The 24,897-nt window shown below is 51.9% G+C and carries 23 protein-coding genes; 9 read left to right on the top strand and 14 right to left on the bottom strand.

Annotated features, from left to right (window positions below; all coding sequences use genetic code 11):
* Positions 1 to 29: 29 nt before the first annotated feature.
* Together AL479_RS04600 and AL479_RS04595 are read right to left on the bottom strand one after the other, a co-directional pair.
* On the bottom strand, positions 30 to 1,328 hold the full coding sequence (locus AL479_RS04600; protein ID WP_061075229.1) for an anaerobic C4-dicarboxylate transporter: 1,299 nt from the start codon (positions 1,326 to 1,328) through the stop codon (positions 30 to 32).
* Between the two features lie 111 nt (positions 1,329 to 1,439).
* Positions 1,440 to 2,870, bottom strand: coding sequence for an aspartate ammonia-lyase (locus AL479_RS04595; protein ID WP_061075228.1), 1,431 nt, complete (start codon positions 2,868 to 2,870; stop codon positions 1,440 to 1,442).
* 138 nt (positions 2,871 to 3,008) lie between these two features.
* Here AL479_RS04595 and AL479_RS04590 point away from each other — a divergent pair, with 138 nt between their 5' ends.
* The 3 genes from AL479_RS04590 to AL479_RS04580 all read left to right on the top strand — a co-directional run bounded on the left by AL479_RS04590 (position 3,009) and on the right by AL479_RS04580 (position 5,459).
* On the top strand, positions 3,009 to 3,944 hold the full coding sequence (locus AL479_RS04590) for a LysR family transcriptional regulator (protein WP_061075227.1): 936 nt from the start codon (positions 3,009 to 3,011) through the stop codon (positions 3,942 to 3,944).
* Positions 3,945 to 4,032: 88 nt separating this feature from the next.
* On the top strand, positions 4,033 to 4,338 hold the full coding sequence (locus AL479_RS04585; RefSeq protein ID WP_061075226.1) for an antibiotic biosynthesis monooxygenase family protein: 306 nt from the start codon (positions 4,033 to 4,035) through the stop codon (positions 4,336 to 4,338).
* A 485-nt stretch (positions 4,339 to 4,823) separates the two neighbouring features.
* Positions 4,824 to 5,459, top strand: coding sequence for an acyl-homoserine-lactone synthase (locus AL479_RS04580; RefSeq protein WP_061075225.1), 636 nt, complete (start codon positions 4,824 to 4,826; stop codon positions 5,457 to 5,459).
* Between the two features lie 13 nt (positions 5,460 to 5,472).
* Here the strand turns inward: AL479_RS04580 and AL479_RS04575 are convergent, their stop codons facing one another.
* The 11 genes from AL479_RS04575 to AL479_RS04525 form a co-directional block, all read right to left on the bottom strand.
* Complete coding sequence (locus AL479_RS04575; protein ID WP_071887587.1) at positions 5,473 to 6,156, bottom strand: helix-turn-helix transcriptional regulator; 684 nt, start codon at positions 6,154 to 6,156, stop codon at positions 5,473 to 5,475.
* Positions 6,157 to 6,353: 197 nt separating this feature from the next.
* A complete protein-coding gene (locus AL479_RS04570; protein ID WP_061077928.1) occupies positions 6,354 to 7,775 on the bottom strand; it encodes an EAL domain-containing protein in 1,422 nt (473 codons plus the stop codon).
* Positions 7,776 to 7,791: 16 nt separating this feature from the next.
* On the bottom strand, positions 7,792 to 8,697 hold the full coding sequence (locus AL479_RS04565; protein WP_061077927.1) for a fimbrial protein: 906 nt from the start codon (positions 8,695 to 8,697) through the stop codon (positions 7,792 to 7,794).
* A gap of 16 nt (positions 8,698 to 8,713) precedes the next feature.
* Positions 8,714 to 9,214 (bottom strand): fimbrial protein, encoded by a 501-nt coding sequence (locus tag AL479_RS04560; protein WP_061075223.1) that lies wholly within the window; start codon positions 9,212 to 9,214, stop codon positions 8,714 to 8,716.
* A 12-nt stretch (positions 9,215 to 9,226) separates the two neighbouring features.
* Positions 9,227 to 9,754: a fimbrial protein gene (locus tag AL479_RS04555; RefSeq protein WP_061075222.1), complete on the bottom strand. Its 528-nt coding sequence runs from the start codon at positions 9,752 to 9,754 to the stop codon at positions 9,227 to 9,229.
* 10 nt (positions 9,755 to 9,764) lie between these two features.
* Positions 9,765 to 12,386 carry a fimbrial biogenesis usher protein gene (locus AL479_RS04550; RefSeq protein WP_061075221.1) on the bottom strand — a complete coding sequence of 874 codons (2,622 nt, stop codon included), beginning with the start codon at positions 12,384 to 12,386 and terminating at the stop codon, positions 9,765 to 9,767.
* A gap of 72 nt (positions 12,387 to 12,458) precedes the next feature.
* Entirely contained in the window at positions 12,459 to 13,163 is a 705-nt protein-coding gene (locus AL479_RS04545) for a fimbria/pilus periplasmic chaperone (protein WP_413228132.1), read from the bottom strand.
* A 56-nt stretch (positions 13,164 to 13,219) separates the two neighbouring features.
* Positions 13,220 to 13,759, bottom strand: coding sequence for a fimbrial protein (locus AL479_RS04540; protein WP_061075219.1), 540 nt, complete (start codon positions 13,757 to 13,759; stop codon positions 13,220 to 13,222).
* A gap of 68 nt (positions 13,760 to 13,827) precedes the next feature.
* A complete protein-coding gene (fimA, locus tag AL479_RS04535; protein ID WP_042999433.1) occupies positions 13,828 to 14,376 on the bottom strand; it encodes a type 1 fimbrial major subunit FimA in 549 nt (182 codons plus the stop codon).
* Positions 14,377 to 14,870: 494 nt separating this feature from the next.
* Positions 14,871 to 15,467: a tyrosine-type DNA invertase gene (locus AL479_RS04530; RefSeq protein WP_061075218.1), complete on the bottom strand. Its 597-nt coding sequence runs from the start codon at positions 15,465 to 15,467 to the stop codon at positions 14,871 to 14,873.
* Positions 15,468 to 15,927: 460 nt separating this feature from the next.
* Positions 15,928 to 16,533 carry a tyrosine-type DNA invertase gene (locus AL479_RS04525; RefSeq protein WP_061075217.1) on the bottom strand — a complete coding sequence of 202 codons (606 nt, stop codon included), beginning with the start codon at positions 16,531 to 16,533 and terminating at the stop codon, positions 15,928 to 15,930.
* Positions 16,534 to 17,377: 844 nt separating this feature from the next.
* Between AL479_RS04525 and AL479_RS04520 the strand changes: the two genes are divergently transcribed.
* The 6 genes from AL479_RS04520 to AL479_RS04495 all read left to right on the top strand — a co-directional run bounded on the left by AL479_RS04520 (position 17,378) and on the right by AL479_RS04495 (position 24,072).
* Positions 17,378 to 17,953: a TIGR00730 family Rossman fold protein gene (locus AL479_RS04520; protein ID WP_061075216.1), complete on the top strand. Its 576-nt coding sequence runs from the start codon at positions 17,378 to 17,380 to the stop codon at positions 17,951 to 17,953.
* 551 nt (positions 17,954 to 18,504) lie between these two features.
* Positions 18,505 to 19,047, top strand: a complete 543-nt coding sequence (locus tag AL479_RS04515; RefSeq protein ID WP_061075215.1) for a fimbrial protein — start codon at positions 18,505 to 18,507, stop codon at positions 19,045 to 19,047.
* A gap of 67 nt (positions 19,048 to 19,114) precedes the next feature.
* The gene (locus AL479_RS04510; RefSeq protein ID WP_061075214.1) at positions 19,115 to 19,780 is read left to right on the top strand and encodes a molecular chaperone; all 666 of its coding nucleotides are present in this window, start codon (positions 19,115 to 19,117) and stop codon (positions 19,778 to 19,780) included.
* Positions 19,781 to 19,797: 17 nt separating this feature from the next.
* Entirely contained in the window at positions 19,798 to 22,299 is a 2,502-nt protein-coding gene (locus AL479_RS04505) for a fimbria/pilus outer membrane usher protein (RefSeq protein WP_420535883.1), read from the top strand.
* A 17-nt stretch (positions 22,300 to 22,316) separates the two neighbouring features.
* Entirely contained in the window at positions 22,317 to 23,408 is a 1,092-nt protein-coding gene (locus tag AL479_RS04500) for a fimbrial protein (protein ID WP_061077926.1), read from the top strand.
* A 139-nt stretch (positions 23,409 to 23,547) separates the two neighbouring features.
* The gene (locus AL479_RS04495; RefSeq protein WP_061075212.1) at positions 23,548 to 24,072 is read left to right on the top strand and encodes a hypothetical protein; all 525 of its coding nucleotides are present in this window, start codon (positions 23,548 to 23,550) and stop codon (positions 24,070 to 24,072) included.
* On the opposite strand, the gene AL479_RS04490 is transcribed toward AL479_RS04495, so the two are convergent.
* Positions 24,069 to 24,692, bottom strand: a complete 624-nt coding sequence (locus AL479_RS04490; RefSeq protein WP_061075211.1) for a hypothetical protein — start codon at positions 24,690 to 24,692, stop codon at positions 24,069 to 24,071. The two genes, AL479_RS04495 and AL479_RS04490, sit on opposite strands and share 4 nt — an antisense overlap.
* Between the last annotated feature and the right edge of the window lie 205 nt (positions 24,693 to 24,897).

Below are 24,897 nucleotides of genomic sequence, written 5' to 3'. Positions count from 1 at the left end.
TCAACGGCAGGCCTGTTCTGTCTTCGCCATTACAAAATCATCTGTGCCAGTAAAAAGCCAAATGGTACCGAGAAGATAATCGACAAACATCCTGGCAGGAAGAAGGGATGATTAACGATCTTTGAGCCATTCCAGCGCGAACTGAGAAATGAACCCGTGTCATCAGTGGCTATCGCAAACGCGGTTGTCGGATAAATATTGGTGATATAGAGTGCGCTGACCGCGACAAAACTGGCTAATATTGCCTCCGGGCTAATTCCGATGGAGGCGGCGATAGGCATCAGTAATGCGCTGGTTGCCCCCTGGCTAAACAGCATGGCGCTGGTACAGAAAAATACCGCCGCCAGTAAGAACGGCCAGGCGCGTAATATATCACTGGCTTCCATTTTGATCTCATCGATATGGGCACCGATCAGCGTGCTGCTCAGCCAGACAATCCCTAATACCACCACCAGTGATTCCGCGCCGGATTTAAATATCGGTGAGTTCTTCAGCTCTTTCATGTCCAGCTTGCAGGTAAAAATAATGATCGTGGACACGACAAACATCGTAATAATGATTAAGTCGCGGGAATTGATGGTATGCCCAATCAGGGATTTAAACAGCAACATACAGACTACGAAGACCACTCCCACCAGAAATATGGCAACCGAGGATTTTGCTCCGGCGGGAATAGGGCGGCTGGCATGTTTATTCAGCACAATTTTATTTTCCTGCATGATTTTTTGACACACAGGATCGTCGGCCAGTTTGGCGCCTTGTCTGCTGGCAATGAATGCCGCGATCAGCATGGCAAATAACGCAGTGGGCAGGATAATCAGCATTGCATCGCCGAAGCTCACGCCCATCACCTCAACGGTGCCGTACATAATCGCCGTGGCGGCAGAGATCGGGGAGGCGGTAATCCCGAGTTGCGAAGCCACAACCGCAGAGCTTAACGGCTGGCTGGGCCGGATACCGTTGTCTTTCGCCACTTCCTGAATCACGTTCATCACCGACATGGCGGTATAACCGGTACCGGACAGTACCGTCAGAATAAACGTTACGGTGGGGGCAAGAATATTAAGATAGCCTGGATTATGGCGCAGTAACTTTTCGGTCAGGGTGACGAGATAATCCATTCCGCCAGCCTGTTGCATGGCTGAGAGCGCCACAATGGTGGACAGAATAATGAGCATCACGTCGACAGGCGGAGAACCTGCCGGAACGCCAAAAATAAATACCGAAATCGCTAATCCGATCCCGCCGGCAAACCCGACGCCAATTCCACCCCAGCGGGCGGCAAGCATGATGGTTCCCAGCAATAAAACGACATGTAATATCACCATATAATTAACCTGCTCTTTGTTATATTTTATTTATCGGCAACGAGAGGGCGAGGTAATGAACAGGGAATATTCATTACCTGCAATTAACGCTTATTTCTCGATAACAGATGATTACGACATATTCATTTCTGTTTGATAGCGTTTAATCGCTGCCGTACTCTTTTGCGGGTCGGTCATGTTCATCGGATCAAGCAGATAATCCGCCTGTTCCGGCGTCAGCAATTTTTCTGCCAGCACGACCTGCCTTACGCTGCACTGTTGTTGGTACGCGGCTTTTGCAATTCGCGATCCCACCTGATAGCCAAACAGGGTTGCCACGACGGTGGCCAGCGCCGTACTTTCCTCTGCGTAGCGAGCACTCACTTCTTCATTTATCGCGATATCTTTCAGACATTTATCGATGAACAGCGGTATCCCCCGGCTCAGTAATGAACAGGATTCGAAGAGCGCCTTCAGCAGCACCGGTTCCCACACGTTCAGGTCAAGTTCGCCGCCCTCAACCGCCATGGTCACTGTGACGTCATTACCGATAACCTGATACGCAATTTGATTCATCAGTTCGGGCATGACCGGGTTAATTTTGCCCGGCATGATGGACGAACCCGGTTGCACGGCAGGAACAATAATTTCATTAAAACCGGCACGCGGTCCTGAACCCTGAATACGAAAATCGGTCGCCATTTTAGAGAGAAAGGCGGCGATTTTCTTGAGCTGCGCGGAGAATTCAATATAGAAATCACCGTGTTGCAGACCATCGAAGAAGTCCGCTTCCGGGCGATATTGCTCGCCAGTGAGGGTCTCCAGCCATTGATACACCGCCGGAAGATAACCCTCATGGGTGGACAACCCCGTGCCAATCGCCGTCGCCCCCAGCGGTAAGCACAGCGCCTCCTCGTTGACCTCGGCCAGTTTTTCCCTGAGCCGGTTGACCTGTGTGCGATAGGCGCCAAACTGTTGGCCAAACGTCATTGGCACTGCATCCTGTAAGCAGGTGCGGCCTAATTTCACTTCGTCGGCAAACAGACGGCTTTTATCCGCTAAGACGGCTTCCAGTTTTTCCAGTTGCGCCAGCAAATGCTTGATATTTACGCGGCTGGTCATTTTCATCGCCGCAGGAATGACGTCGTTGGTCGACTGCCCCATATTGACGTGCGTATTTGGATGAATCGCATCATATCCCCGTACGCCAGTGAGCAGTTCATTCGCGCGGTTAGCCACCACTTCATTCATGTTCATGTTGGTCGAGGTGCCGCCGCCGCCCTGAAAAATATCAATCGGGAAATGGGCGTCAAAATCACCGTTCATCACCTCCTGCGACGCCGTCACGATGACGGCGGCTTTCTGCTGATCCAACGCGCCGATTTGGGCGTTGGCCTGAGCGGCCGCCTGTTTTATCGCGGCGATCGACCACAGAAAATGCGGAATATCCCCGGCCGTTTTTCCCGAAACTGAAAAGTTCAGTACTGCTCGTTGCGTTTGAATACCGTAGTAGGCTTCCTTCGGCACCATTAACGTTCCTAATAGATCCTTTTCTTCACGCATCGTTATGTCTCTTCCTGTATTAAGGTGTATCGCTACCTTAATTGGCTGGCAGTACGGATAATTTGAAGTGGCTCAAAGAAAAAAAAGCATTGAAAAGATAAATACTCATTATTAAAAAATGTAATAGTAGAGGCGGTGATGAAGGATATTAACTTCGATTTTAAGCAGTTACAGGCGTTTTTAGCGGTGATTGAGACAGGGTCATTTACCGCTGCGGCAAAGAAACTCAACCTGACTCAATCCTCGATTTCTCAGCAGATCGCGAATCTGGAAAATGGCTTAAAAACTGAAGTGATTAACCGCTCACAGCGACCCATTCAGATGACGATAGCCGGACAGGCGCTGTACCCGCTGGGAAAAAAGATTATCGATAGCGGTGTCTATCTGCAGGAACATATCAACGCGATCAGTCACGGGCATATTTCACATTTGAAAATCGGCTTTGTTGATTCGATCGGTAAATCTATCGGCCTGGATATTCTGACCTTCCTGCAACCGCAGGTGAAACATATTTTCCAGGTGACCGGTACAGCATCGGGGCTGCTTTCCGCGCTGAATACGGGCAGCATTAACCTGGCCATCACGATGCTGCATACCGAGATGCCGCCTAATGTCAGAATGTACCCGCTGATTGAGGAGGAGTTTCTGTGCGTTTGCCCCAAAGTCTGGCCGGAAACACGACTGGAAGAGTTGTGTAAAAACAGGGACTACATCGCCTATACCCGCAATACACCGACCGGCATCCAGACGCTCAACTGGCTGAAATGGAATAACTTGTCTCCGTCCATCCAGTTTGAAATGGATAATGCTGATGACATTCTGAAATTAATTTCCTGCGGCTACGGATGGACGCTGACCACGCCGCTGTTTATTACCACTCTTCCCGCCTTTACGGACTCGCTGAAGATCATCCGGATCAACAATCGCAAAGAACGTCGCAAAATTGTCCTGCTCTGTAAGGACGATGAACTGTCGGAGTTCTATAAAAACCTGGCGATTGAGGTCCAGTCGATACTGGAAACGAAACTGGAACAGGGGTTCTACAGTAAGCTCGATGCGGATGTGCCGTCATGATCCCCAACCATGCATTATTCGGTATTCAGCGAAGTATTGCCCGGTACTTACCGCTAAAGTGGCGGAAGTGCTAACCCAGGAGGTTGTTATGATAGCGGTGATTTTTGAAGCGGATGCGGTACCGACTCAGCAGGCGCGATATTTACAGCTTGCGGCTGAACTCAGGAACGAACTCGTTAATATTGAGGGCTTCATTTCGATTGAGCGTTTCAAAAGCCTGAGTACGGAAGGGAAGATTTTATCGCTTTCCTGGTGGGAGAGTGAAGACGCCGTCGCCGTGTGGAAGAGCAACATGAAACACCGGGCAGCGCAAAGGGAAGGACGTGAGTCGATATTCTCTTTTTACCGCATCCGCGTTGCGCGCGTTCTGCGAGATTATTCATCTGAAGGATAACATTCGTACGTCTTAAGGAAGCGTGACTGCCGGCGATCTCACGCCATCTCTGCAAACAGGACTATTCTCTTACAAGAGAGAAATAAGGACGGATGTAGAGAGGTAGAAAGAGAAAACGGCGCGTGATGTTAAAGGATGAGAGCGAGCGACAGCATTGAGCTTAATAGTTAACTCAACCTTAAATATTACCCCTTGAAAATACAAGGGGCAATATAATAAGGTGAAATATTTGATATTTGTCGTATTTTAATAGTTTTTTAGTGATTAAGTGCTTATTGCATTCTGTACCCGGGAGTTTAAATGTTAGATAATCTCGGGTGGATTTATCCCTGGTGTTACGTTGGTCTTTGACCGCCTGACTAGTATGTGCCGCGAGCGCTATTAGTCAGGTATTTTTTAAGTATAAGGAAGACCCGACCTGAAAAAAAGCTGTCCTAAAAGACAGGGGATAATAATTTCAGAATGTTATTATCAGGAATGAATAAATGAACTCTTTTGTTGAGTTTTTTTTGCTTGATCGCGATGAGTTGCCGTCAGGTTTTGCCACTGAACTCTACCGCCTGAGAAATCGAACATTTCGTGAGCGGCTCGACTGGAAAGTGGAATGTACTGATGGCCTGGAAAAGGATCAATTTGATAACGAAAACACGACTTATCTGTTAGGGATGCATGAGGGAGAAATCCTGTGTGGCGCCCGATTTATCGATGCCACGCAACCGACGATGATCAGCGAAATATTCCATGAGTACTTCGATAATATCACTCTCCCTACGGATATTCCCTGTTGCGAAGTGAGCCGCCTGTTTTTAGATAAAGCGAGACGTGATTCCGGAAACCTTCGCGGGATGCCTGCCAGTAAGGCACTGTTTCTGGCAATGATCGTCTATTGCATGAAGAAACAGTATCGGGGAATGTTCGCCGTTGCCAGTCGCGGTATGTATGCCATTTTCCGTCATGCGCACTGGAAAATTGACGTGATTCAGAAAGGTCTTTCTGAGAAAGGTGAAACTATCTACTATATTTTTATGCCGGCAACTGAAAGCGCAATTGAAAGCATCATCAGCAAAGATAAGTCCAGCCACTGGCTCCGTGAGATACTTCAACAGCTTCGCCGTCTGTAATCCCGCACGGAGTTCAGTTATCCAGTAATCTGAGCTCCATTCCGAGTTTTACCGCATGTCTGGCGTTGTTCACGCCCAGCTTTTTCATTGCATTGCTCATATGAAACTTCACGGTGCGCTCTGCAATTGACAATATAACCGAGACTTCGGCATATGTTTTACCCGCACTGACCCACTTCAAAATTTGTCGTTCACGCGGTGACAAAAACACGTTCTTTTTCTGATGCACTTTACTGTAGAGATTAAGCGTCTTCTGATGTAACTGAATGAGGAAATGCATGAAATGTGCGCGGCAGGCTTCCATCTCAATCCCCGAATCCTTCTGGCTGATGATGGACAATACGACAAGATTATTCAGATAGTCATGCAGGGGAAACGTCTGACCCTGATAAATATTGTGTTCAGAACTTTCACTGAAAATGCGCGTCAGGTTATAACCGCTTGCCAGCAGCACCTTGTTCTCCCAGAAAAAATCTTCAACACTACTTAAAGCCCTAATAATGACAGGGTCAATAAACTGGTATTTTCTTTCAAGATAGATGTTAAACCACTCAGGATTATTATTGATAATCTGCATTTGCGAGGGATCTTTCTTGTTCATAATCGCATATGCGTAGATCGTATTTTTGTAGTCCTTAATGAACGCATTCAGTTCATTCTGGATTAACGCATTGATCCCTTCATCGTTGTAATACATATCCTTCACGCCAGCTGCTGCCTCTGAGATGAGTGTTTGAAAGAGTATAGCCTGCCTCGTTACCTGACAAAATGGACTTATCCCACAACAGTCGATATTTCCTGTCCTTATGATGAGATCTGTTTGCCGCCGGAAAAGATCAGGATCGATGTCTATTCATTATTGAGCGTCATCCTCTCCTCAAAAAGCATGTTTGATCAGAATGATATGTAGCGGTCCATAAACCGTTCAAGCATATTCCCGCCTACCGGCGGGGAGATGAGATATCCCTGAAAGCGATCGATTCCTAATGCTTTCAATATCGTAAATTTTTCTTCACTGTCGACCCCTTCGGCAACGCAGCGACTGCCTGTCAGCATACAGTAATAGTTCAGGCTTTTTATCAGCGCCAGCGCGTGTGGATCGCGTTGCATCTCATTGATAATACACATATCCAGTTTATATTCGCTAAACTGGATCTGCCTGACCGGAAACATCACGCTGCCTTGTGAGAAGCAGTCATCGAGCATAATACGAAAGCCGAGCCGTTTTAATTTGTCGATGTTCGCGGCGGTTTTGCCTCTTTGGCTGAACTCGATGGTCTCAGCAAATTCCAGCACCAGTCTGTCCGTTTGCTGTGGCGATTCCAGTTGCTGTTTCGCCGCTTCCAGCATTCGTGGAAGGCATTCATGGCTGGCGAGGGCGGCAGGGATATTCAGTGAGAAATAGAACTCTCCGGGATGCTGGTTGATTTTCTGTATCGCTTCCTGCAAAACAAACGCGGTCAGTACCTGCCAGGCGTATTCAGCGCGTATTTGCGGCAAAAATGCGCCGGGTTGCAGGACCGTGCCCTCGCGCCGCCAGCGTGAGAGAATTTCCATTCCTTGTAAACGGTGGTTGCTGTCCACAATCGGTTGAAATACCGTAAAGAGTTGTCGGCAATGGATGGCATGGACGAATTCACGCTCGAAGGCGGATAACGCATCACTACCGCTTCTGTTCAACCGGGTCTCTGGGTTGCCAGGAAAGTGTGTCGCCAGTTGCGGGAAATGTTCCGCCATCTTTTTAAGTCCTGAAGTTCTCTGATTATAAAGGGTTTTTTGGCTGATGCCTCGCTGTTTCGCTCGTTCCTGGATGGGGTATCCGTGCAGCAAATCCAGAATGGCGTTGAGCTCCGGTTTGCTGAGGCCGATTGTCGGCTTGCCATAGATCAACGCCTCGTTGTCTGCGCGTTGTCCCAGAGGCGGAATATCCTGCAACCCGTGCCCGCGCAATAGCGCGGCAATGCAGCGCGTCGGTAAATCCGAGGCGACGGCCCGGATTTCTGTCAGCAGACTGCCACGCGTCACAAGATGCCCCAGCGTGTGCCACAACCAACGGTCAGGACAGCGACTGAGGATCAGCATCGGCAGGGGAGCCGTGGCCTGTTCCAGCAGAAGCGCCGCCTGCTGCAACGTGGTGAGTAGCCAAAGGGGATCGTCAGGAAGAAACACCACAATCCGGCGTGCTGACGCCAGCACGGGAAGCGTTGAGATATCCAGCGACGGCGAGCTCAGCAGCACCAGAGGCTGGCGGTCTGGCGGCATCATCCTCGCAAGACCTTCGGCGGCACAAGGGCAGGGGGACAAAATGTAGTCCATCCCCGGCTTACCCGCATCACTGATAAACAAACGTCACCCCAATGATTGACTGAACATTGCCTGCCGTCACCTGTCCGCTGGTTCGTGCGTAGTTAGCCGTTAAGCCGAGGCTTACGGCAGAGGTACCGACCGTGCCTAATGACACGGTGCTGTTGGCAGGGACAATGGTACCGTTGCGCGTGAGCTGAACACCGATGCCCTTCGCGGGCGAAGACGACGCGGTATTGGTGAAGATCGAATTGGCGGAATCTGCGGTGGTGCCGGAGAGGTAATACGTCAGATTTTGGCTCTGTGCGCAGTAGACCGTCAGCGGAACGGGTTCAGAGCCGGGGTAGTCCGGCAGCGTTACCGTCACGTTGCGGGAGGAGACGTCGCAACCGCCAGTCGGAATGACCACGCTATTATTCGCATAAATGCTCCACACGAACTGAAAGTCATCGCTGTTTTTGTTGTTGGTCTGGCGGAGAATGAGTTTCGCGATAAGCGTTCCGGCACTTATTGCGACGCCGCCAGCAGAGCTGATTGGCGTCAGATACAGTACGGTCGGCCACGGTTTATCGACTTTTGAGTCATAGATCATCCGTGCGGTTTCGCTGGTGGTCGGAAACGGATAGCTGGAGCCGTTGTATCTTACGGAGCCGGAAAAACTCGATAACACGCCGCCGTAAGCGGACCCCTGCTGAAGGGTGACATAATCGGTTATGGTTTCGGGATAATCGTTATGACAAAAGATCTGCGTTGAGAGGTCAACCACCAGGTTTTGCCCGACGTTAACCGCAGGCGAGAGATCAACGTAGACGTTCGCGCTACCGCCGCCAATGGGAATGGTCGCGCCGCTGGCGGTTTTGCACGCAAAGGACCAGGCATTGATTGACCAGCCCATCAGCAACAGTGTCGTCAACAGGGTTACGACTCTTTTCATCAACATACTCTCCTGGTCATGCATAGGTATAGGTCACGTTAATCACCGCCTGGATCGTTCCCTGGGTTGCGCCGCCGTTTACCGACAACGCTCTGACCTGCAAAGGAAAACGGGCGGATTGTGAGGCGTCATCCACCACCACTGATTTTGTCGCGCCAGTGTTCAGTCTGTTACCGCTGTCATCCTGGAGTTCAAGCTGGATATTTCCGGCGGTCCCCTGATTTTTGTAGTAGCCCGTGCTGTCGGCTGTCCCGCTGAAGCTGGCGGTGACACGCGAGGTGCCTACCGGGCAATTGCTTAGCTCAAGCGCCACGGTGTGCCACGCGGAGGAGGAACCGGCGGCGACCAGACTGAAGGTGTAGAGATCACCCAGTTCGACGGTGGCATTGGTGGTCGATACCGTGCACGGTTTGGCGACCACTTTCCCGTTCACGGTAATGGTCACGTCGGCCGCCTGCACAACAGCAGAAGCGGCAAGGAATACCGCCAGTAGCCACCGGGGTTGAAACCATTTCATCAAAGCCTCCGCTTACTGAAATTCAAGAGTGAATGTCGCTGTTGCATTGACGTGTCCCGGCGTGACGGGGAGCTGCGTTGCCATCAGGCGGGCATAAAAGTTAAGCGTATTGGTCTGACCGGGCGTCAGGGTTGTCCACGGAAGGGTAGCGGACCCGGCATTCAGCGGCAGCGTCGTCTGCTGTCCGTTGAGGATCTCAATTCCCATCCCCGCCGCCGCCGATGTCCCGCTGTCGAGTTTCAATAAGCGGGTATTATCGTTGTCGGCAATACCGATAAAACCGACTTTTACCGCCGTGACCGACGTGCCGCAGGGAGAAAGCACAATACGAAACGGGACGACAGGCGTGGTGGCGCCGATACGGCTGAACTGTTTAGCGGCGTTATCCAGTAAATCGACGGTAAAATCTTTCGATTCGCCCGCCACGGCGCAGGCGTTATCCCTGACGTATCCGCTGATCGTGATCGTGCTGTCGGCGGCGAACGTACTGGCGCTGACCAGCGAGAAGACGGCGCCCAGCAGATAAAGACGTTTGTTCATCATCATGTCCTTAGCGGCATTCCGCGGTGAGCTGGCTGAGCAACGGTTGTTGGTTTTCTGCGGCTAAGCGGTAATCCGCCACACAGCTGGCGTTTGCGCCATCACCCCATTTCACCCGAACTTTGCCTGCCAGCGGCATACCGCTCAGATAGACCTGACCGTTATCGGCGACGATGCTGCTGCTTTGGCTGCTGTCGGCGGTGACCATCGCACCGAACGGTACCGGCTTGCCGTTGTGGATGAGCGTCATCAGCAGTTTCATCCCGACGTGGGCGTTGAATTCCGCCCGGACGATCGCGCCGTGCGTGGGGACGACGTTGACCACTGCTTCATCCAGATCAACGTTATCGGCGAGCGTATTGGTATCCAGCGCCACCCGGTTTTCCCGGTACTCGGTGGCGTAAGGCAGCACCGCATAACCACGCCAGTCAGTGCGTACTCCGGTCTGGTTTTCCACTTTCGCGCCCTCTGCGCCGGGCGCTTTAATCAGCACGACCGTGTCATTGAGTGGTTGACTCAGCGTGACGCCGTTGGCATGCGCCAGCACGCCGCCGCTCATCCCGTAATAGAACTGTTTGAGTCCGTCGCTACGGCTGTAACCGACGTTGGCATTGCCAGAACCGCCGCGGTAGTTCAGCGTGGCATAGCCAGTGCTGCTGCTGTTGCCTTCCCCGCCGCCCGCATAGCCGGTTTGCACGCTGTAGCTGAGGTTATTGTCTTCCAGCACGGTGCCATACAGCCCCGCCAGATTGGTCATCCGGCCGTTGAGGTCATTCGACATGCTGTAGCTGGCGCTGGCGTGTCGCCAGACGGACTGACTGTCCGATCGCAGCCAGTGGCTGAACGGAATATTGACGTTAATAGCCAGCATCTGGTCGCGACCCTCCTGCCAGGCGTTTTTGGTCAGGCTGTAGCTCAGCGTCCAGTTGATATCGCCGATGGCGGTATTCAGACCAGCCTGCAATTGTTCATCGGCGCTGTTGGTGCCCCAGTAAGTCTGATGGCTTCCGCTCAGATAGAGCGTGGCGGTACGGCCTAACTGCTGGGTCAGGCTCACCTGCACCTTGCCGCGCTTGTTATAGGCGAGGTTGTAGTAGTCCGTGAATTTCGGCTGAACCTGAATAACGCCATCCTGCGTTTCGACGTCATAGCCGCTCATTCGACGGTAAGTGGTATCGGCAAAACTAAAATATCCGCGTGTGGAGTAGCGATAGCCAACCAGTTGGATATTCGTGCCAACGTCGCTCAGTGATTTGTTATAGAGGAAACGCACCGACTGCCCCTGATGTTTGCTGTCATCGGGCAGAGTGGCATTGGCCTGAGTGACGTCCACCGACAGCGCTCCCAGTACCCCCATGTTTTTCCCCACTCCCAGATTGAAGGCGCGGTAGCGGTCTGCCAGTTGCGTACCGCCGTACAGAGTCCAGCCAGCCGGGAGGCCGTGGAGTAAGGTGCTCTGAAAAAAGGTCGGCTCTTCCTGCTGATCGTTACCGCTACGGTACTCTCCGGCGGTGACGGCATAGCGGGTATGGCCTTCACGTTGCAGCACCGGGACCGAGGAGTAAGGAACGGTGAAGTTCTGGCTGCTCCCGTCGGCTTCCTTGATGGTAACCTGCAGATCGCCGCCGTTACCCGCGGCATAGAGGTCGCTGATGCTGAAGGGGCCTGGTGGTACCGTGCTGTGATAGATCTCATAGCCATTCTGTTTGATGGAGACCTGCGCCGTCCCGCGCGCAATCCCGTGGATCACCGGGGCAAAGCCTTTCTGGCTGTCCGGCAGCATATTGTCATCAGAAGCGAGTTGCGCGCCGCGGAAGTTAATGCCGTCAAAGACATCGCCGTTGGTATAGCTGTCGCCGAGCGTCAGGCGTGAGCGCAACGGCGTGATGTCCCTTTCCAGCCAGGTATTAACGTGCTGCCATTTGTTTTCGTTGCTCGAAGAACTCCCGCCGCTACTGTAGCTCCAGGTGGTATTGTCGCGCAGGCGCCACGCGCCCAGGTTAAGGCCACTTTGCAGGTTTAAATAGGCGTAGTTGCTGCTGCCGCCGACGTCGTTCTGGACATTGTTGCCGGTGAAGTTGTAATTCAGTAGGCCAGCGGTAATCCCGTGATCCCAGCGTTCCGGCGGGATATAGCCGCGAGCCTGATTTCCCATAAAGGCCTGAGGAATTGTCAGATGCAACCGCTGCTGACCCACGTCTAAACGGGTGGTGGCGTCAGGGATCATTTCCGTTAACGGGACACAGGCATCCGCTGCCAGCACGTTCATTCCACTGACGGCGGCGGTGTTCAGTCCCATTGCGGCGAGCTGTTCACGCGTCAGGCATGGGGACAGCTCGCGGCTGTTGTCGCTGGCATGAAAAGTGACATCGCGGGTGGTCATGAACCCCTCGTTCAGGTAAATATCGACGCGATACGTGCCGGGGGGGAGCTCATGTCCCTTTTCAAAACCGGAAAGATCCGCGACGGCAGCCGGATCGTCCGCCAGAAAGCGCGGGTTAAAATAGAGTTCTGCCTGCGCGGAAAATGTGTGTGAGGCAAGCAAAAAGGCAAAGGGGATCTGCGCCATTGCGCCTGACAAAAGTGGTGCATAATGCCGCCTACGGACGAGTCCAGGTTTCAGATATGACATAGTCCCTCCGGTTCAAAATCGCCCGGCTGTCAGTTCTTTTTTTATTCAGGGATCACGCGGATTCCCTGTTCGTTATCGCAGTGCGCCTTTCATGCGCGGCGTCAGTGCGCCATAGTCATTAATGGTTTTATAGGTAATCTCGCTACCCGCATCGGCTGGCAACTTCACGCGGGCTTCGCCCAGGGGAGGCACGAGGGCATTTTCCAGTACCCGGGTGCCGGCATTGAGTTCGGTCACCGTCAGGTAGTACGGCGTTGGGTTGATCAATGTGAGCGTGCCTGCGCTGCGGCGGAAAGTGAGTTTTTCCGCGGCCTGATCTGGCGGCAGCGCGAGTCCGGCTGGACGGTAGTACAGCTTGATACGGCTGATAATGGCCAGTTGCAGGGTGTTATCGCTGAGCTTCGATTTGTCCATCGACGGAATGGCTTTGACGTTCATCCAGAACAGACTTTCGCGGTCCTGTGGTAACTGGTTATTGGTTGCATCAAGAATGCGTAAGGTGTTCTCCTTTTTTCCCTGCATGGCAAACAGCGGCGGTGTTACCACAAAACGCCCGTCTTTGACGCCTTCAGCATTTTCCACCCATGACTGGATCAGATACGTGCTGCTGTCATCATTGTTGGTGACCGCCAGTTGTACCTGTTTTTGACCCGCCGGATAAATCACCCGGGTCGCCCCCAGCGCAACGCCTGCTTCAGCCTGTGTGAACAATCCCATGGCGGCAATCATCAGCATTCCGCCCAGCAGGCGGCGCATCATGGTGCGTGTTTTTTTCATGTTTATCCTTGCTGTACTCACCGTCGTTTCCTGTATTTGCTATTTCTGCGGGGGTATTACTGGTAGGTCAAAGAGAACCAGGCTTGTGCATTCGCGACCCCACCGGTGACCTGACGTCCGGTAGAACGGTATTTCGCAACGAAATGCAGTGTGGTTGGCCCGGAGTAAAGCCGTGTCCAGCTAGCCGGTGGGCCGTTAAGTGGGAGCTGGCTGCCTTCTTTATCAAATAACGCTATCCCGATACCGCTGGCGATCCCCGGTCCTTCTCCCACGGAGAGAACGTCAGGGTTTTTGCCATCCGCGACGCCATGAAATGCCACGCCGACGCGTTGACTTACGGCGGTACTGCACTCCTGGAGATGAATATCGACAGAGACAGGGTTGATATCCTCCCCTGGCGCATGAAATCGATTGCTGCTGATCTGCCCCATTTGCACGGTCATCTGGCGATCGCCAGCTTCAACGCGGCAAGATTCGGCAATAATGACTCCCTGGAAACGCATGTTTCCGCCGGGTAACGTCACGTTCCACTTGTTGCCGGCCAGCGCGCAGGCGGGAAGTAAAAGCATCAGCAGACCTGATTTCATCCTTTGCATCGTTATCACCTCAGTCCCATTGCGGATAACGGGCCCTCCTGGCCCCTGGTGCGTCCTTGCGTGATGAATTACTCGTATTGAACTTTGAAGGTGGCGTCTGCGTTAGCGGTACCGGCAGTTGCGGCGCCCGTGGCGTAGTAACGCGCCTGGAACGGGATGATGTTAGTGCCATCGTTCAGGGTTGTTGCGGCGCTAAAGGTTGCGCCATCCAGCGCCAGTGGGGTGCCTTTGTTGTCGAGGATCTGGACGCCAACGTTAGTGGCGCTACCGGCAGCAGAGCCCTGCAGTGCCAGTACGGTGTTGTTGGTGGTATCAACGGCCGTGCCAGAGAACGCGACAGAGGCTTTGGTTGATACGCTGGTATCACAATCATCAAGCTGAATGTTGAAACCGACCGCGGAACTGGTGCTGCCCGCAGTCGCCAGTTTTGCCGAACGAACCTGGCCAAGCTGAACGGTTTGTTCGACTGAACCGGCGTCGACGGCGCAGGCTGCGTTAACGACTTCTCCTTTAAAATGCACTGTACCGCCGTTTACCGTGGTGGTATCGGCCAGAGCCGCCGCGGAGGTCAGGGACAGGGCTGACATAGCAACGATAGCCAGTGTTTTAATTTTCATGCTGTTTTCCTTTAAACAATGTCGATATCACGAACCGAAATGGCCAGTCGTTGTGCCTTCCAGGCATTCCATATTTCAGCCGAATGGGGCGACGGCCGGTTCTGCACAGTTTTTACCCAATTAATGAGTCAATTGGGGCCATTTTGACTCGTTGGGATAAACGTCTTGAAATGGCGATTTTTTTCTTTTCACTTGGTTTTTTATTTCTGTAAATTTTTATTTTTTGATATAAAAAACTACAAAATAGTTTTATACAAATGACTGATATCGTGCAGGAGTCAGGTGGAGAAATGTTGAAAGCGCGTAAGTGGCGGAGGTGAGAGTGAATAAATGCTGTGGATAATGCTATTCTAATCAATGAGATAAATAGTATTTATCGATAATTCCTAACTTGTTAGTTGCAAAGCTTTACTAATTCTTTTTATGATATAAACAGTTTGGCCCCAATTGACCTGTTCAGGTAAATACTTTCCCTTTTATATCAATGCGTTACCCTATTTCTTTTTCTCCTGCGAAATGACCTCTAACAGGCTGCTTCTCTCCCATAATCCGGCGAAACGTGCGGCGTTGCTGGCAGTATAACGGACGGTATGGCGAATATTTCGGTGGCCAAGATAATCCTGAATCAGTCGCGTATCGGCCCCTCTTTCGGCAAGTTCATAACCGCAGGCGTGACGGAGCATATGGGGGTGAGTATGGGTAACGGTTCCAGCATCAACCCCCGCCGCCCGAATAATGCGATATGCCTGCTGGCGAGAAAGCGGTGTCCCCCGACGGGAGATAAACACGGCGTCAGTACGGCCTGCGCCCCTCCAGCCTGCGCGCTCCTGACTCCAGCGTTCAACGGCCTCACGCTCATCAAAACGCAGTGGATGAATGGTGGAAAAACCGTTTTTCAGTCGACGGACATTGATTCGTCCCTCGTTGAGATCGAGGTCGCGATAATGCAAATCGAGGAGTTCACTGATACGCATGCCGTGACGGAATGCCAGCAAAATAAGACAATAATCTCGCTCTCCGGTCGCGCCATGTCGGGCGGCCAGCATCATGGCTTGTACTTCTTTGCCAGTAAGATAACGACGTCGGTTCACAATGCATTACTCCTGAAATATGTTTCTGTTAATGAACACCTGTAGAAAACATCATGCGATTAAAAAATAATCCGCGATGTTAAAGGCATATTATATTTGGGGGATTAATCACCGTCTGTGATTACATCACTTTTACATACGCAGCTATTATTGCTACGTGATAAGTCTTATTTTTATTGATTTTATCAGGTGCGACAATAGCGTCTGTTGTAGACAAAGTCAGGTGTATAAATTTAAACGAAAAATAGTTACAGATGGTGAGGGTTCAGTGAAGGTTGGTTTGACGAAAAGGTCATGTTGAAAAAAGGTATCCTGATTAATTACAAGGATATAATAAAACTGTTTAATTATGATGCGAATAAGGATGGAGGTGAACAATAAGCATAATAAATATATGGTTAAATATTATTAATGCTTTGCTCATCGCGTTTTTTTAACACCATCCATGGTGTTGTATATGTCACAGTGAAATAGCATTATGCTGTTTGAGTTTAGCGTCATCCCAGATACCGTAAAATCGACCTGCATTACTGGCGGTGTACCAGACAGTATGGCGAATGTTACGGTGTCCCAGGTAATCCTGGATGAGACGGGTGTCGATCCCCATATTGGCTAACGCAAAACCGCATGAGTGACGAAGCATATGCGGATGAATTTCAAGCGGGAGTCCAGCGTGATCGCCCGAGGCTGAAATGATTTGATAAAACTGTTGGCGAGAAAGAGGGTTTCCTTTTCTCGATAAAAATAACCATTCACTGTTGGCATGAGGATAAGCGGCACGAATAGCCAGCCAGTTCTTTAACGCCTGAATTTCTTCACTTAATAATGGATGTGTTGTCGAAAAACCTTTTTTCAGGCGGTGAATATAAATACAGCGCGATTTGATATCAATATCTGAAATTTGCAGGCGACAGATTTCACTGGCACGAAATCCATGAATAAAACACAATAAGGTCAGACAATAATTGCGGGCAGCGTGTGGTCCAGTGTTTGCTGCTTTGAGAAGCGACTCTATTTCATTTTGAGTCAGGAAATTCCTCTTCTTATTATCGGCGTTGTTTTTCATTAGGTTCCCTTTTGATTGCAGGTGCGCAAGCGTTCTGCTGATTTCCATTAATCCAATGGTCTTATCTGGTTTTAACTCATTATTTATTTGCACTGCACGGTAGGCGCTAATCGTATGCAACGCTGCTTCGCCACAGAAGGACTTGAGCGGATAATGAAAATGGCTGTATGTAGTTTCGTCATAACGTCGTGACATTATCGACTGGGCGCCTCCTCTGGTCTTGTGTTCTTGCTTATCTTGCTGAATCAATAAACGTTATTGCTGTTCTAAGATCGTGCCCATTCCGGAACATCCCGAATGATGAACAAAAGGCTTGGCTAAGGGCGAAAAACGACATGGCAACCTCGCTAGCATTCACTGTAGAACTACAACAATGAGTAAACAATACTGCAAAAAACACGGTGAGAATAGCAATAATAAGTCATGTAACCGCTTTAGAGGATTTGTCAGGTATTTAGCCGGAAGCCGCATGATTCCCGTTAACTCGCAGAAATTGCAATAGTACGGGTATATTTGCGGATGCGCACGTGTGTCTGAAATTAGCATGTCTTTATCTGATGAAATGTTTTGCGACAAATAAAATGCGAGCGAGGGAATAATAACGCCTGAAACTACCTTTATTGTATAAGGGCATTTATGCCTGTCGTGCTGCAAAGGCCGTGGGGTTTTCTGATATCGACATGCGGCGGGTATGACATCTCATTTTTGGTAATTACTGGAACTCACATGGTCAGTACTTTCAGCTGTCCAGTCTTACATAGTGTATTGAGCCTCTTTGCATTATGCTGTTTCGACATTGAGTGAATGAAGACTTACGGATTGAGTAATTCCTGAAGGAAATTATATGAAGTCTATCGGTATTTTTTGCGGTTCATCTGAAGGCCATTCTTCTGTTTATATGCAGGCCGCGCGCGAAGCCGGAACCTATCTGGCTCAGGCCGGGCTGGGCATTGTTTATGGCGGTGGCCGGGTCGGATTGATGGGGGCCGTGGCGGATTCAGCCCTGCAACACGGCGGGCACGTGACGGGAGTGATGCCCGTGTCTTTGGTTGAACGTGAAATTGCGCATACCGGGCTGACGGATTTGCAGGTCGTTGAGAATATGCACCAGCGTAAAGACCGCATGGCGGCGCTGTCTTCTGCTTTCATCGCCTTACCCGGCGGGGCAGGCACGCTGGAAGAGATTTTTGAGCAGTGGACGTGGGGACAATTAGGCATCCACCACAAACCCTGCGCGTTTTATAACATGAACAACTTTTATCAACCGCTGCAGGTCATGGTGCAGAAAATGGCCGATGAAGGTTTTATGAAGCAGAGCTACGTGGATATGCTGTTTTTCTCCGACTCGTTGCCGGAAATTGTTGAGTATTTTTCGGCATATACGCCGCCGACTTCCAAGTGGACCTCGACCCAGAAATAAGGCGACTCACGGGGTTCCTTAAGAGCAGAGGGTGACTGCCTGTCACTGACATGCCCCGCCGGGGGCATTTTTACGCCAGATTCACATCGATGGCAGAAAAGGCGGCCCTCCCTCCAGGAATATTCTTAATTTCGCTTAGGCCAGACGCCTGCCAGGCAAAAAAAAGCCCAGAAAATGATCTCTTTTCTCTCTATATGTTGCCATGATGTTTATTTCAGCCGTCGCAGTGGGGTGTGTTGATACAGTTAATAAAAAACTGGCCGCGAATATTAATGTAGACTTTTATCTTGTTGTATTGCAGAAAATTCAGTGGTATTGCAATTTGTAACGTAGAAAAATATCATTTTAATCACGGTTAACATGGCAGCGGTGAACGTCTTTATTAAAAGGCCATGTTTTATCTTTGCCACATTACCACAGCAAGTAAAGCCTCGTATTATCACGACAGGATTGTGAATATTATCAGCAGGAGCATACGAAGGGAGAAACGCCAGAACAATTTTTGTATTGGCGAAAGTAAACATTAATAATGCGTTTAAATGAGCGAAATAATGAAGAGTCAAATTCGTATAGCCGCGTTCCTGGTCAGCGCAATGGCATCTGGCGCCGCGCTGTCTGCGGTTTCTGGGGTGCAGGGAACTGGTGGCACAGTGGAATTTTCCGGCGAGATTGTTGATAGCTCCTGTAATGTCACTACGGGATCAAAAAATCCCGCCGTGGATTTAGGTCGATGGGCAAAAACCTTTTTTACCGGTACCGGGGTGGAAACCACGAAAACGCCTTTTACCATCAGCGTGGATAATTGTCCGGCGTCGGTGAAAACGGTGGCCGTGTTATTTACGGGGGTGACAGATGCGAATAATCCCGCACTACTGGCATTGAATTCAAACTCTGTTGCAACGGGTGTCGGCATCAAATTATATAATGCAGGTAGCACGCCGACGCCAATTACCCTGGGTTCAGTGTCTGCCGCTGAGAATGTGGTATCAAATAAAGCCGATCTGAAATTTATGGCCGATTATGTTTCCACTACCACGAATGTGACGGCGGGCAGCGCTAACGGCTCTGCTGACTTCCTGATGGTATACAACTGATCGACATTCTGAGCAGGCTTCCGGTCTGCTCAACTCTTTTTTCTTCTTTTCCTGATGGTCACATCTCATGAAACAGTTTATCGCCGCAATGACGGCATCGTTCGTTCTGCTGAGCGCTACCGCGCAGGCAGGCATTGTCATGGGTGGAACCCGTGTTGTTTATCAGGAAGGGAAGCGCGAAGCCACCATGACGGTGACGAATGCCGACATGCAGACGCCGTATCTGGTGCAATCGTGGGTGGATAACGCGAGCGCAGAGGATAAGCGTCCGGCGCCGTTCGTGGTCACTCCGCCGCTGTTTCGTCTTGAGCCGGAACAGCAAAACGTCCTGCGTATTACGTTTACGGGAGGCGCATTGCCTGCCGATCGGGAGTCCATGTTCTGGCTGAACATTAAAAGTATCGCTCCGACGCAAAAAGAGGACGCCAATAAACTGCAGATTAACGTGAAATCCCGCTTCAAACTTTTTTATCGTCCGCAGGGGCTGAAAGGCGAGGCAAAAGACGCCTGGATGCACTTGACCTTTAGCGTGCAGGGAAACCAACTGGTGGCGAACAACCCGACGCCGTATCACATCTCCTTATTCTCCCTGACCGTTGGCGGCAAAGCGCTTGCCGAGCCGGGGATGATTGCCCCGCTGAGCACGCGTCGCTGGACGATCAACGGCAGCGGCCCGGTGAAATGGCGGGCGATCAATGATTTTGGCGGCGTGACCGATTCCGCGCAACAGTGATGTCAGGCAACCTTCCCGTGAAAAAGAGAACCGTCCTGTTATCGGCGAACAGCGCGACGCTGCTGCTGGCAACCATCCCTGGCGTTTTACTGCTGTTTTGCGATCAGCGTCAGGCGTGGGCAGATGACTATTTTGATCCTGCTGCGCTGGAATTACGCGATCCGCAACAGAAACTGGCGGACCTGCACTATTTTGCCAACGCGGGCGGACAGCAACCCGGAACGTACCCGGTCAGTATCTGGCTCAACGAACAAGAGGTCGCACAGCAGAATGTGACGTTTGTAGAGGATAATGGGCAACTGAAACCGGTGCTCACGCCTTCGCAACTGGCGGAATACGGGGTCAACGTCAGCGCGTTTCCCGCCTTCAGCCAATTGCCGGAAGGGGGATCCTTTACCGATATCGGGCGCTACATACCCGATGCCCGCAGCCAGTTTGATTTCTCGACCCAGCGTCTGAATCTGAGCATTCCGCAGGCGGCGATGAACGTGCAGAGTCACGGCTACGTCGATCCTTCGCGTTGGGATAACGGCATTCCGGCCGCCTTCGTCGATTACACTTTTTCCGGCTCGCAGACCCGGCAGTCAACGGATGACGGACGTTCCAGTTACCTGAACCTGCGTAGTGGCGTTAATCTCGGCGCGTGGCGACTGCGTAATATCTCGTCGATGCAGTACGATAAAACCCGACGCTGGGACTCGCAAAGTACTTACCTGCAGCGCGACATCGTCTCGCTTAAAAGTCAGCTGCGAATGGGGGATACCTACACCCGTGGCGACGTTTTTGACAGCGTGCAATTTCGCGGCGTACAGCTGATGTCTGATGACGAAATGCAACCCGACAGCATGAACGGCTTTGCTCCGATTGTGCGCGGCGCGGCGCACAGTAATGCGAAAGTGACCATCACGCAGCATGGCTATGTGATTTATGAAACCTACGTGTCGCCGGGGGCATTTGCCATTCAGGATCTCTATCCCACCGCCCAGAGCGGCGACCTGGAGGTCACCGTTAAAGAGAGCGATGGTTCTGAGCGGCGCTGGACACAGCCGTTTGCTGCGGTGCCATTTATGCTGCGTGAAGGACGCGCCAAATTCAGCCTGAGCGCCGGGCGCTATCACTCAACCTCACAACGCAGTCGTTCGCCGACGTTTATGCAGGGAACGCTTTTTTATGGTTTGCCCGCTGAGTTCACCTTCTATGGCGGTTCGCAGCTGGCCGATGATTATCATGCCGTAGCGGCAGGGCTGGGGCGTGGTTTTGGCCTGCTGGGCGCGCTGGGGCTGGATACAACCTGGGCGGCGACCACGACGCCTTCGGGTAAGCGTTATACCGGACATTCGCTGCGCGCGCAGTACCAGAAAAGTGTTGCGCAAACGGGGACCTCATTCAGCCTGGCCAGCTATCGTTACTCTTCCAGCGGATATTACGATTTTAGCGAAGCCGCGATGCTGGAAAGCCGCCACGGCCAGACGTGGAGCAAGCGCAGTCGCGAAGAGATTTCCGTTAATCAGGCGCTGGGAGAGGTGGGCACGCTTTCGCTGTCAGCGTATTCGCAGGACTACTGGCATAACGCGGATCGCGATCAAACCCTGCATGCCGGATTTTACAGTACCTGGAAGCGTGTCTCCTGGAGCGTAGGCTATTTCTACACCAAAACGACAGGACACAGCGCGCCGGATCGCTCGTGGTCATTTAACGTCACGCTGCCGCTGGGCGGCGCGTGGTCAGACAGCACCGTAAGCTACAACACCTCTTCCGATAATCACGGCTACACCTCGCAACAGGTGGGAATATACGGTGCGCTGCCGCAGAATCAAAACCTCTACTATTCGGTACAGCAGGGGGTTGCGAATCAGGGGCAGGGCAGCAATAGCAGCGCATCGCTGGACTATCACGGGGGTTACGGGACGACGCAGTTGGGGTATCGCCGCGATCGCGACAGCAGCCAGATGACCTGGGGGGCGTCAGGCGCGCTGGTGGTGCATCCGCACGGCATCACGCTCGGACAGAATGTCGGTGACAGCTTTGCCATTGTTCGCGCGCCGGGCGCAGCGAACGTCGCGATTCAGAACGGTAATAATGTTCATACTGACTGGCGTGGTTATGCCGTGGTGCCCACGCTTACGCCCTATCACAAAAACGTGATCGCGCTGGATGCACAGACGTTACCGGATGATGCGGATGTCGAGTTGCAGGGGGCGACGGTGATCCCTGGCGGCGGTGCGGTGGTGGAAGCACATTACCAGACGCATATCGGCAACCGCGTACTGTTCACGCTTCGCCACGGCCAGGATGTGGTGCCTTTTGGTGCCAGCGTCCGGCTGGTGGGTGATGACGGTACAGCAAGCGCGATGGTGGCCGAACGCGGGCAGGTCTACCTGAGCGGGGTGCCTACGGCAGGTACTCTTGAGGCGAAATGGGACGACGCGGGCGTGAGCCGGCAATGCGTACTGCATTTCCGGATGGCGGATGCACAAGACCGGAACCCGGTGAAAGAGGTGGCGGGACAATGTTTATGAATCATGAGGAACTGGCGATGTCAGGGATTTTTCGTCTCATTTGCGGGTTAATGCTGCTGTTAGCGAGCCTGTTTAGTCAGTACGTTCAGGCCGAAACCTGTCAGGGCAATACCGGACAAATGACCCTGAACTTTCAAAACATTAAGTATCTGCCGACGCTGCGGGTCAATACTCAGATGAGCAGTATTATGCCGGTGAACGGTGGGGGGATTCGCTTTACCTGCGATCGGCAAGGGACGACATCGTCGTGGAAAAAAATCGTCTATCAGCAGATGAATACTCAGGGCGGGCAGATGATTGACGGACATGCGGTGTTCAATTCGGCCTTGCCAGGGATCGGCTACTCACTCAGTTTCCAGTGCGACGGGGGGCCGATCCATTTCCTGGAGTCGGTGGGCAGTCGGTCGGTTACGGTTTGCGACAGCACAGAGAGCCCGTCGATGCTGACGCAACGGGAAGTGGAGGTGAAAGCGTGGGTGACCTTCTATAAAACCGCTGACATTCGACTGGTGAGTAATAACCATGCTTTCGCCAACGCGCTGGCAAATGTCGGGAACCTGTCGATGGTGTACCCGAACGCGGTGGGAAATGGCGATCAGGTCAGCAGGCCGGTGAACCTCGATCTTGCGGCGATGAATGTGGACATCGGCAGCAGCGGTAGCTGTAGCGTCACTCGCGCCAGTATTTTTGTCGATCTGGGCAAAGCGAACCGGAGCGATTTCAAAGGTCCGGGTACCTCTGGTGGTTCGGCAGTGCCGTTTAGCATCCCGGTGTATTGCGCGACACCCACGGATATCCGCATTGGCTTCTTCGCGACGCCGGCAACAACCGGGGTGACGGATACGCTGGATATTACGCACTTTCCCGGTGGCGCGGACGGCGTTGGGATCCGGATCCGCTATGGCGATAATGGCGGTAACGGACCGATGAAGGGAACATCGGTCACGCTGAATGAGCCCGCAAATCTGCCGGTGGTGCAGAAAGTACCTGCTTCCAGCGCCGCAACGGCGGTGCCGATCAATTTTCTGGCGCAGATGGTACAGACAGGATCGACGGTCACCGCGGGACGGGCAAATGGCACCGCCACCTTTGTGCTGGAATATAACTGAAAACCGATAAAAGCGATCGTTCTGAAAAGTGTGCGCTGAGGGGTGAAATGTATTTACGGGGTGAACATAAAAACGTAGTTTCTTTATAGCTACCCAGGCGCCCGACGTGGGCAAGAACGGCAAGGAAGCAGGAGATCGGATGAAATTTATCGCCACCTTTACCGGGCAACACATTGATTACAGCGATGTTCGACCGGAGCATATCGTGATTGAAGATATCGCGGTCGCCCTTTCGCACCTCTGTCGCTTTGCCGGGCATGTGCCTGAATTTTACAGTGTCGCCCAACATGGGGTTCTGTGCAGTCAGTTAACGCCACCTGAGTTCGCGCTTGAAGCGCTGCTGCACGATGCCGCTGAGGCCTATTGTCTGGATCTTCCCTCACCGCTAAAGCGCTTGCTTCCCGCGTACAAAGAGATTGAAGGACGGCTGGATAACGCCATTCGTCAGCGTTTCGATCTTCCTCTCACACCGAGCAAAGTGATTAAGCAAGTGGACCTGATGATGCTGGCGACCGAGCGGCGCGATCTCAATCTGGATCCCGGTAGTGACTGGCCGATGCTGGCTGGAATCTCGCCCACGACGCGGTTGACCGTCACCCCGCTGATGCCACGAGAGGCGCGCGCGCTTTTTTTATCCCGCTTTCAGGAACTGACAACCGGTTAAAGATGGTATGCCGTCACGGTTCGTCGCGTGCCGGTGAGTGAATCGAACACCTCGACATCTGAGGCCAGAACCGGCATGCCTGACGCGCGGAGTCGCTGAATATCGGCGGCAATACGCTGAATTCCCAACCAGAACAGCCCATCCAGGGCGTTAACCTGCAAACCGCTCTCCAGCGCCAGGCGAAGCCGCTCTTCGGGGTGTTTAGTTAGACTGGCAACCTGCTGATAGGGGGCCGTGGTGATGGTTTCCTCATCCATACGGCGGATACGTGACGACAGGCGATAACGAAAGGCATCGGGGACACGGCTGAGATCGGCGCTGATACTGTAAACCTGCCCACGGCGTTTATCATTAATCAGGACATTTTTCTGGGTGAGGGCAAATTCTTTCCGCAGTTTATCGATCAATTGCGGGGTGCGAGTGAGCAGTAAGCGAAAAGGCAGTTCAAAACTGGTCACGTAATCGACATTAAGCAGCGCGATACGCAGTCGTTCTTCAACGCCGGCATTCTCTTGTTGGCACTCCGCCAGAACCTCTTTCCATTGGCTGGTAATGCGCGGCGACTCGTTGATTTCAGTGAAATGATATTTCTCAATCAGGTAATCGATACGCCTGGTCATTGCTTTTCCATCCTATCCGCCCGTTCGCTAATGGCACAACATAACATAGAGAAAGAGACAGAATACAGAGAGAAGCGAATAATTGTCTACTTAAGGGCGTTTAAGAACTTTAATTAAAATTCAAGTTATCAATAAGTTATAGATCTCACACCAGTTAAGACTATTTAATTGCATTATTCGTAAACTTATCAATATAATTTTTGCA

The sequence above is a fragment of the Citrobacter amalonaticus genome (assembly GCF_001559075.2).
GTDB classification, from domain to species: domain Bacteria; phylum Pseudomonadota; class Gammaproteobacteria; order Enterobacterales; family Enterobacteriaceae; genus Citrobacter_A; species Citrobacter_A amalonaticus_F.
Note: the sequence above shows the minus strand (reverse complement) of the source record. Positions and strands in the feature narration are given on the sequence as shown.

Excerpts from the sequence above, each read along its gene's own strand:
- AL479_RS04600 (WP_061075229.1), bottom strand. The coding sequence starts at position 1,328 with ATGGTGATATTACATGTCGTTTTATTGCTGGGAACCATCATGCTTGCC.
- AL479_RS04595 (WP_061075228.1), bottom strand. The coding sequence starts at position 2,870 with ATGCGTGAAGAAAAGGATCTATTAGGAACGTTAATGGTGCCGAAGGAA.
- AL479_RS04590 (WP_061075227.1), top strand. The coding sequence starts at position 3,009 with ATGAAGGATATTAACTTCGATTTTAAGCAGTTACAGGCGTTTTTAGCG.
- AL479_RS04585 (WP_061075226.1), top strand. The coding sequence starts at position 4,033 with ATGATAGCGGTGATTTTTGAAGCGGATGCGGTACCGACTCAGCAGGCG.
- AL479_RS04580 (WP_061075225.1), top strand. The coding sequence starts at position 4,824 with ATGAACTCTTTTGTTGAGTTTTTTTTGCTTGATCGCGATGAGTTGCCG.
- AL479_RS04575 (WP_071887587.1), bottom strand. The coding sequence starts at position 6,156 with ATGTATTACAACGATGAAGGGATCAATGCGTTAATCCAGAATGAACTG.
- AL479_RS04570 (WP_061077928.1), bottom strand. The coding sequence starts at position 7,775 with ATGGACTACATTTTGTCCCCCTGCCCTTGTGCCGCCGAAGGTCTTGCG.
- AL479_RS04565 (WP_061077927.1), bottom strand. The coding sequence starts at position 8,697 with ATGAAAAGAGTCGTAACCCTGTTGACGACACTGTTGCTGATGGGCTGG.
- AL479_RS04560 (WP_061075223.1), bottom strand. The coding sequence starts at position 9,214 with ATGAAATGGTTTCAACCCCGGTGGCTACTGGCGGTATTCCTTGCCGCT.
- AL479_RS04555 (WP_061075222.1), bottom strand. The coding sequence starts at position 9,754 with ATGAACAAACGTCTTTATCTGCTGGGCGCCGTCTTCTCGCTGGTCAGC.
- AL479_RS04550 (WP_061075221.1), bottom strand. The coding sequence starts at position 12,386 with ATGTCATATCTGAAACCTGGACTCGTCCGTAGGCGGCATTATGCACCA.
- AL479_RS04545 (WP_413228132.1), bottom strand. The coding sequence starts at position 13,163 with ATGAAAAAAACACGCACCATGATGCGCCGCCTGCTGGGCGGAATGCTG.
- AL479_RS04540 (WP_061075219.1), bottom strand. The coding sequence starts at position 13,759 with ATGCAAAGGATGAAATCAGGTCTGCTGATGCTTTTACTTCCCGCCTGC.
- fimA (WP_042999433.1), bottom strand. The coding sequence starts at position 14,376 with ATGAAAATTAAAACACTGGCTATCGTTGCTATGTCAGCCCTGTCCCTG.
- AL479_RS04525 (WP_061075217.1), bottom strand. The coding sequence starts at position 16,533 with ATGAAAAACAACGCCGATAATAAGAAGAGGAATTTCCTGACTCAAAAT.
- AL479_RS04520 (WP_061075216.1), top strand. The coding sequence starts at position 17,378 with ATGAAGTCTATCGGTATTTTTTGCGGTTCATCTGAAGGCCATTCTTCT.
- AL479_RS04515 (WP_061075215.1), top strand. The coding sequence starts at position 18,505 with ATGAAGAGTCAAATTCGTATAGCCGCGTTCCTGGTCAGCGCAATGGCA.
- AL479_RS04510 (WP_061075214.1), top strand. The coding sequence starts at position 19,115 with ATGAAACAGTTTATCGCCGCAATGACGGCATCGTTCGTTCTGCTGAGC.
- AL479_RS04500 (WP_061077926.1), top strand. The coding sequence starts at position 22,317 with ATGTCAGGGATTTTTCGTCTCATTTGCGGGTTAATGCTGCTGTTAGCG.
- AL479_RS04495 (WP_061075212.1), top strand. The coding sequence starts at position 23,548 with ATGAAATTTATCGCCACCTTTACCGGGCAACACATTGATTACAGCGAT.
- AL479_RS04490 (WP_061075211.1), bottom strand. The coding sequence starts at position 24,692 with ATGACCAGGCGTATCGATTACCTGATTGAGAAATATCATTTCACTGAA.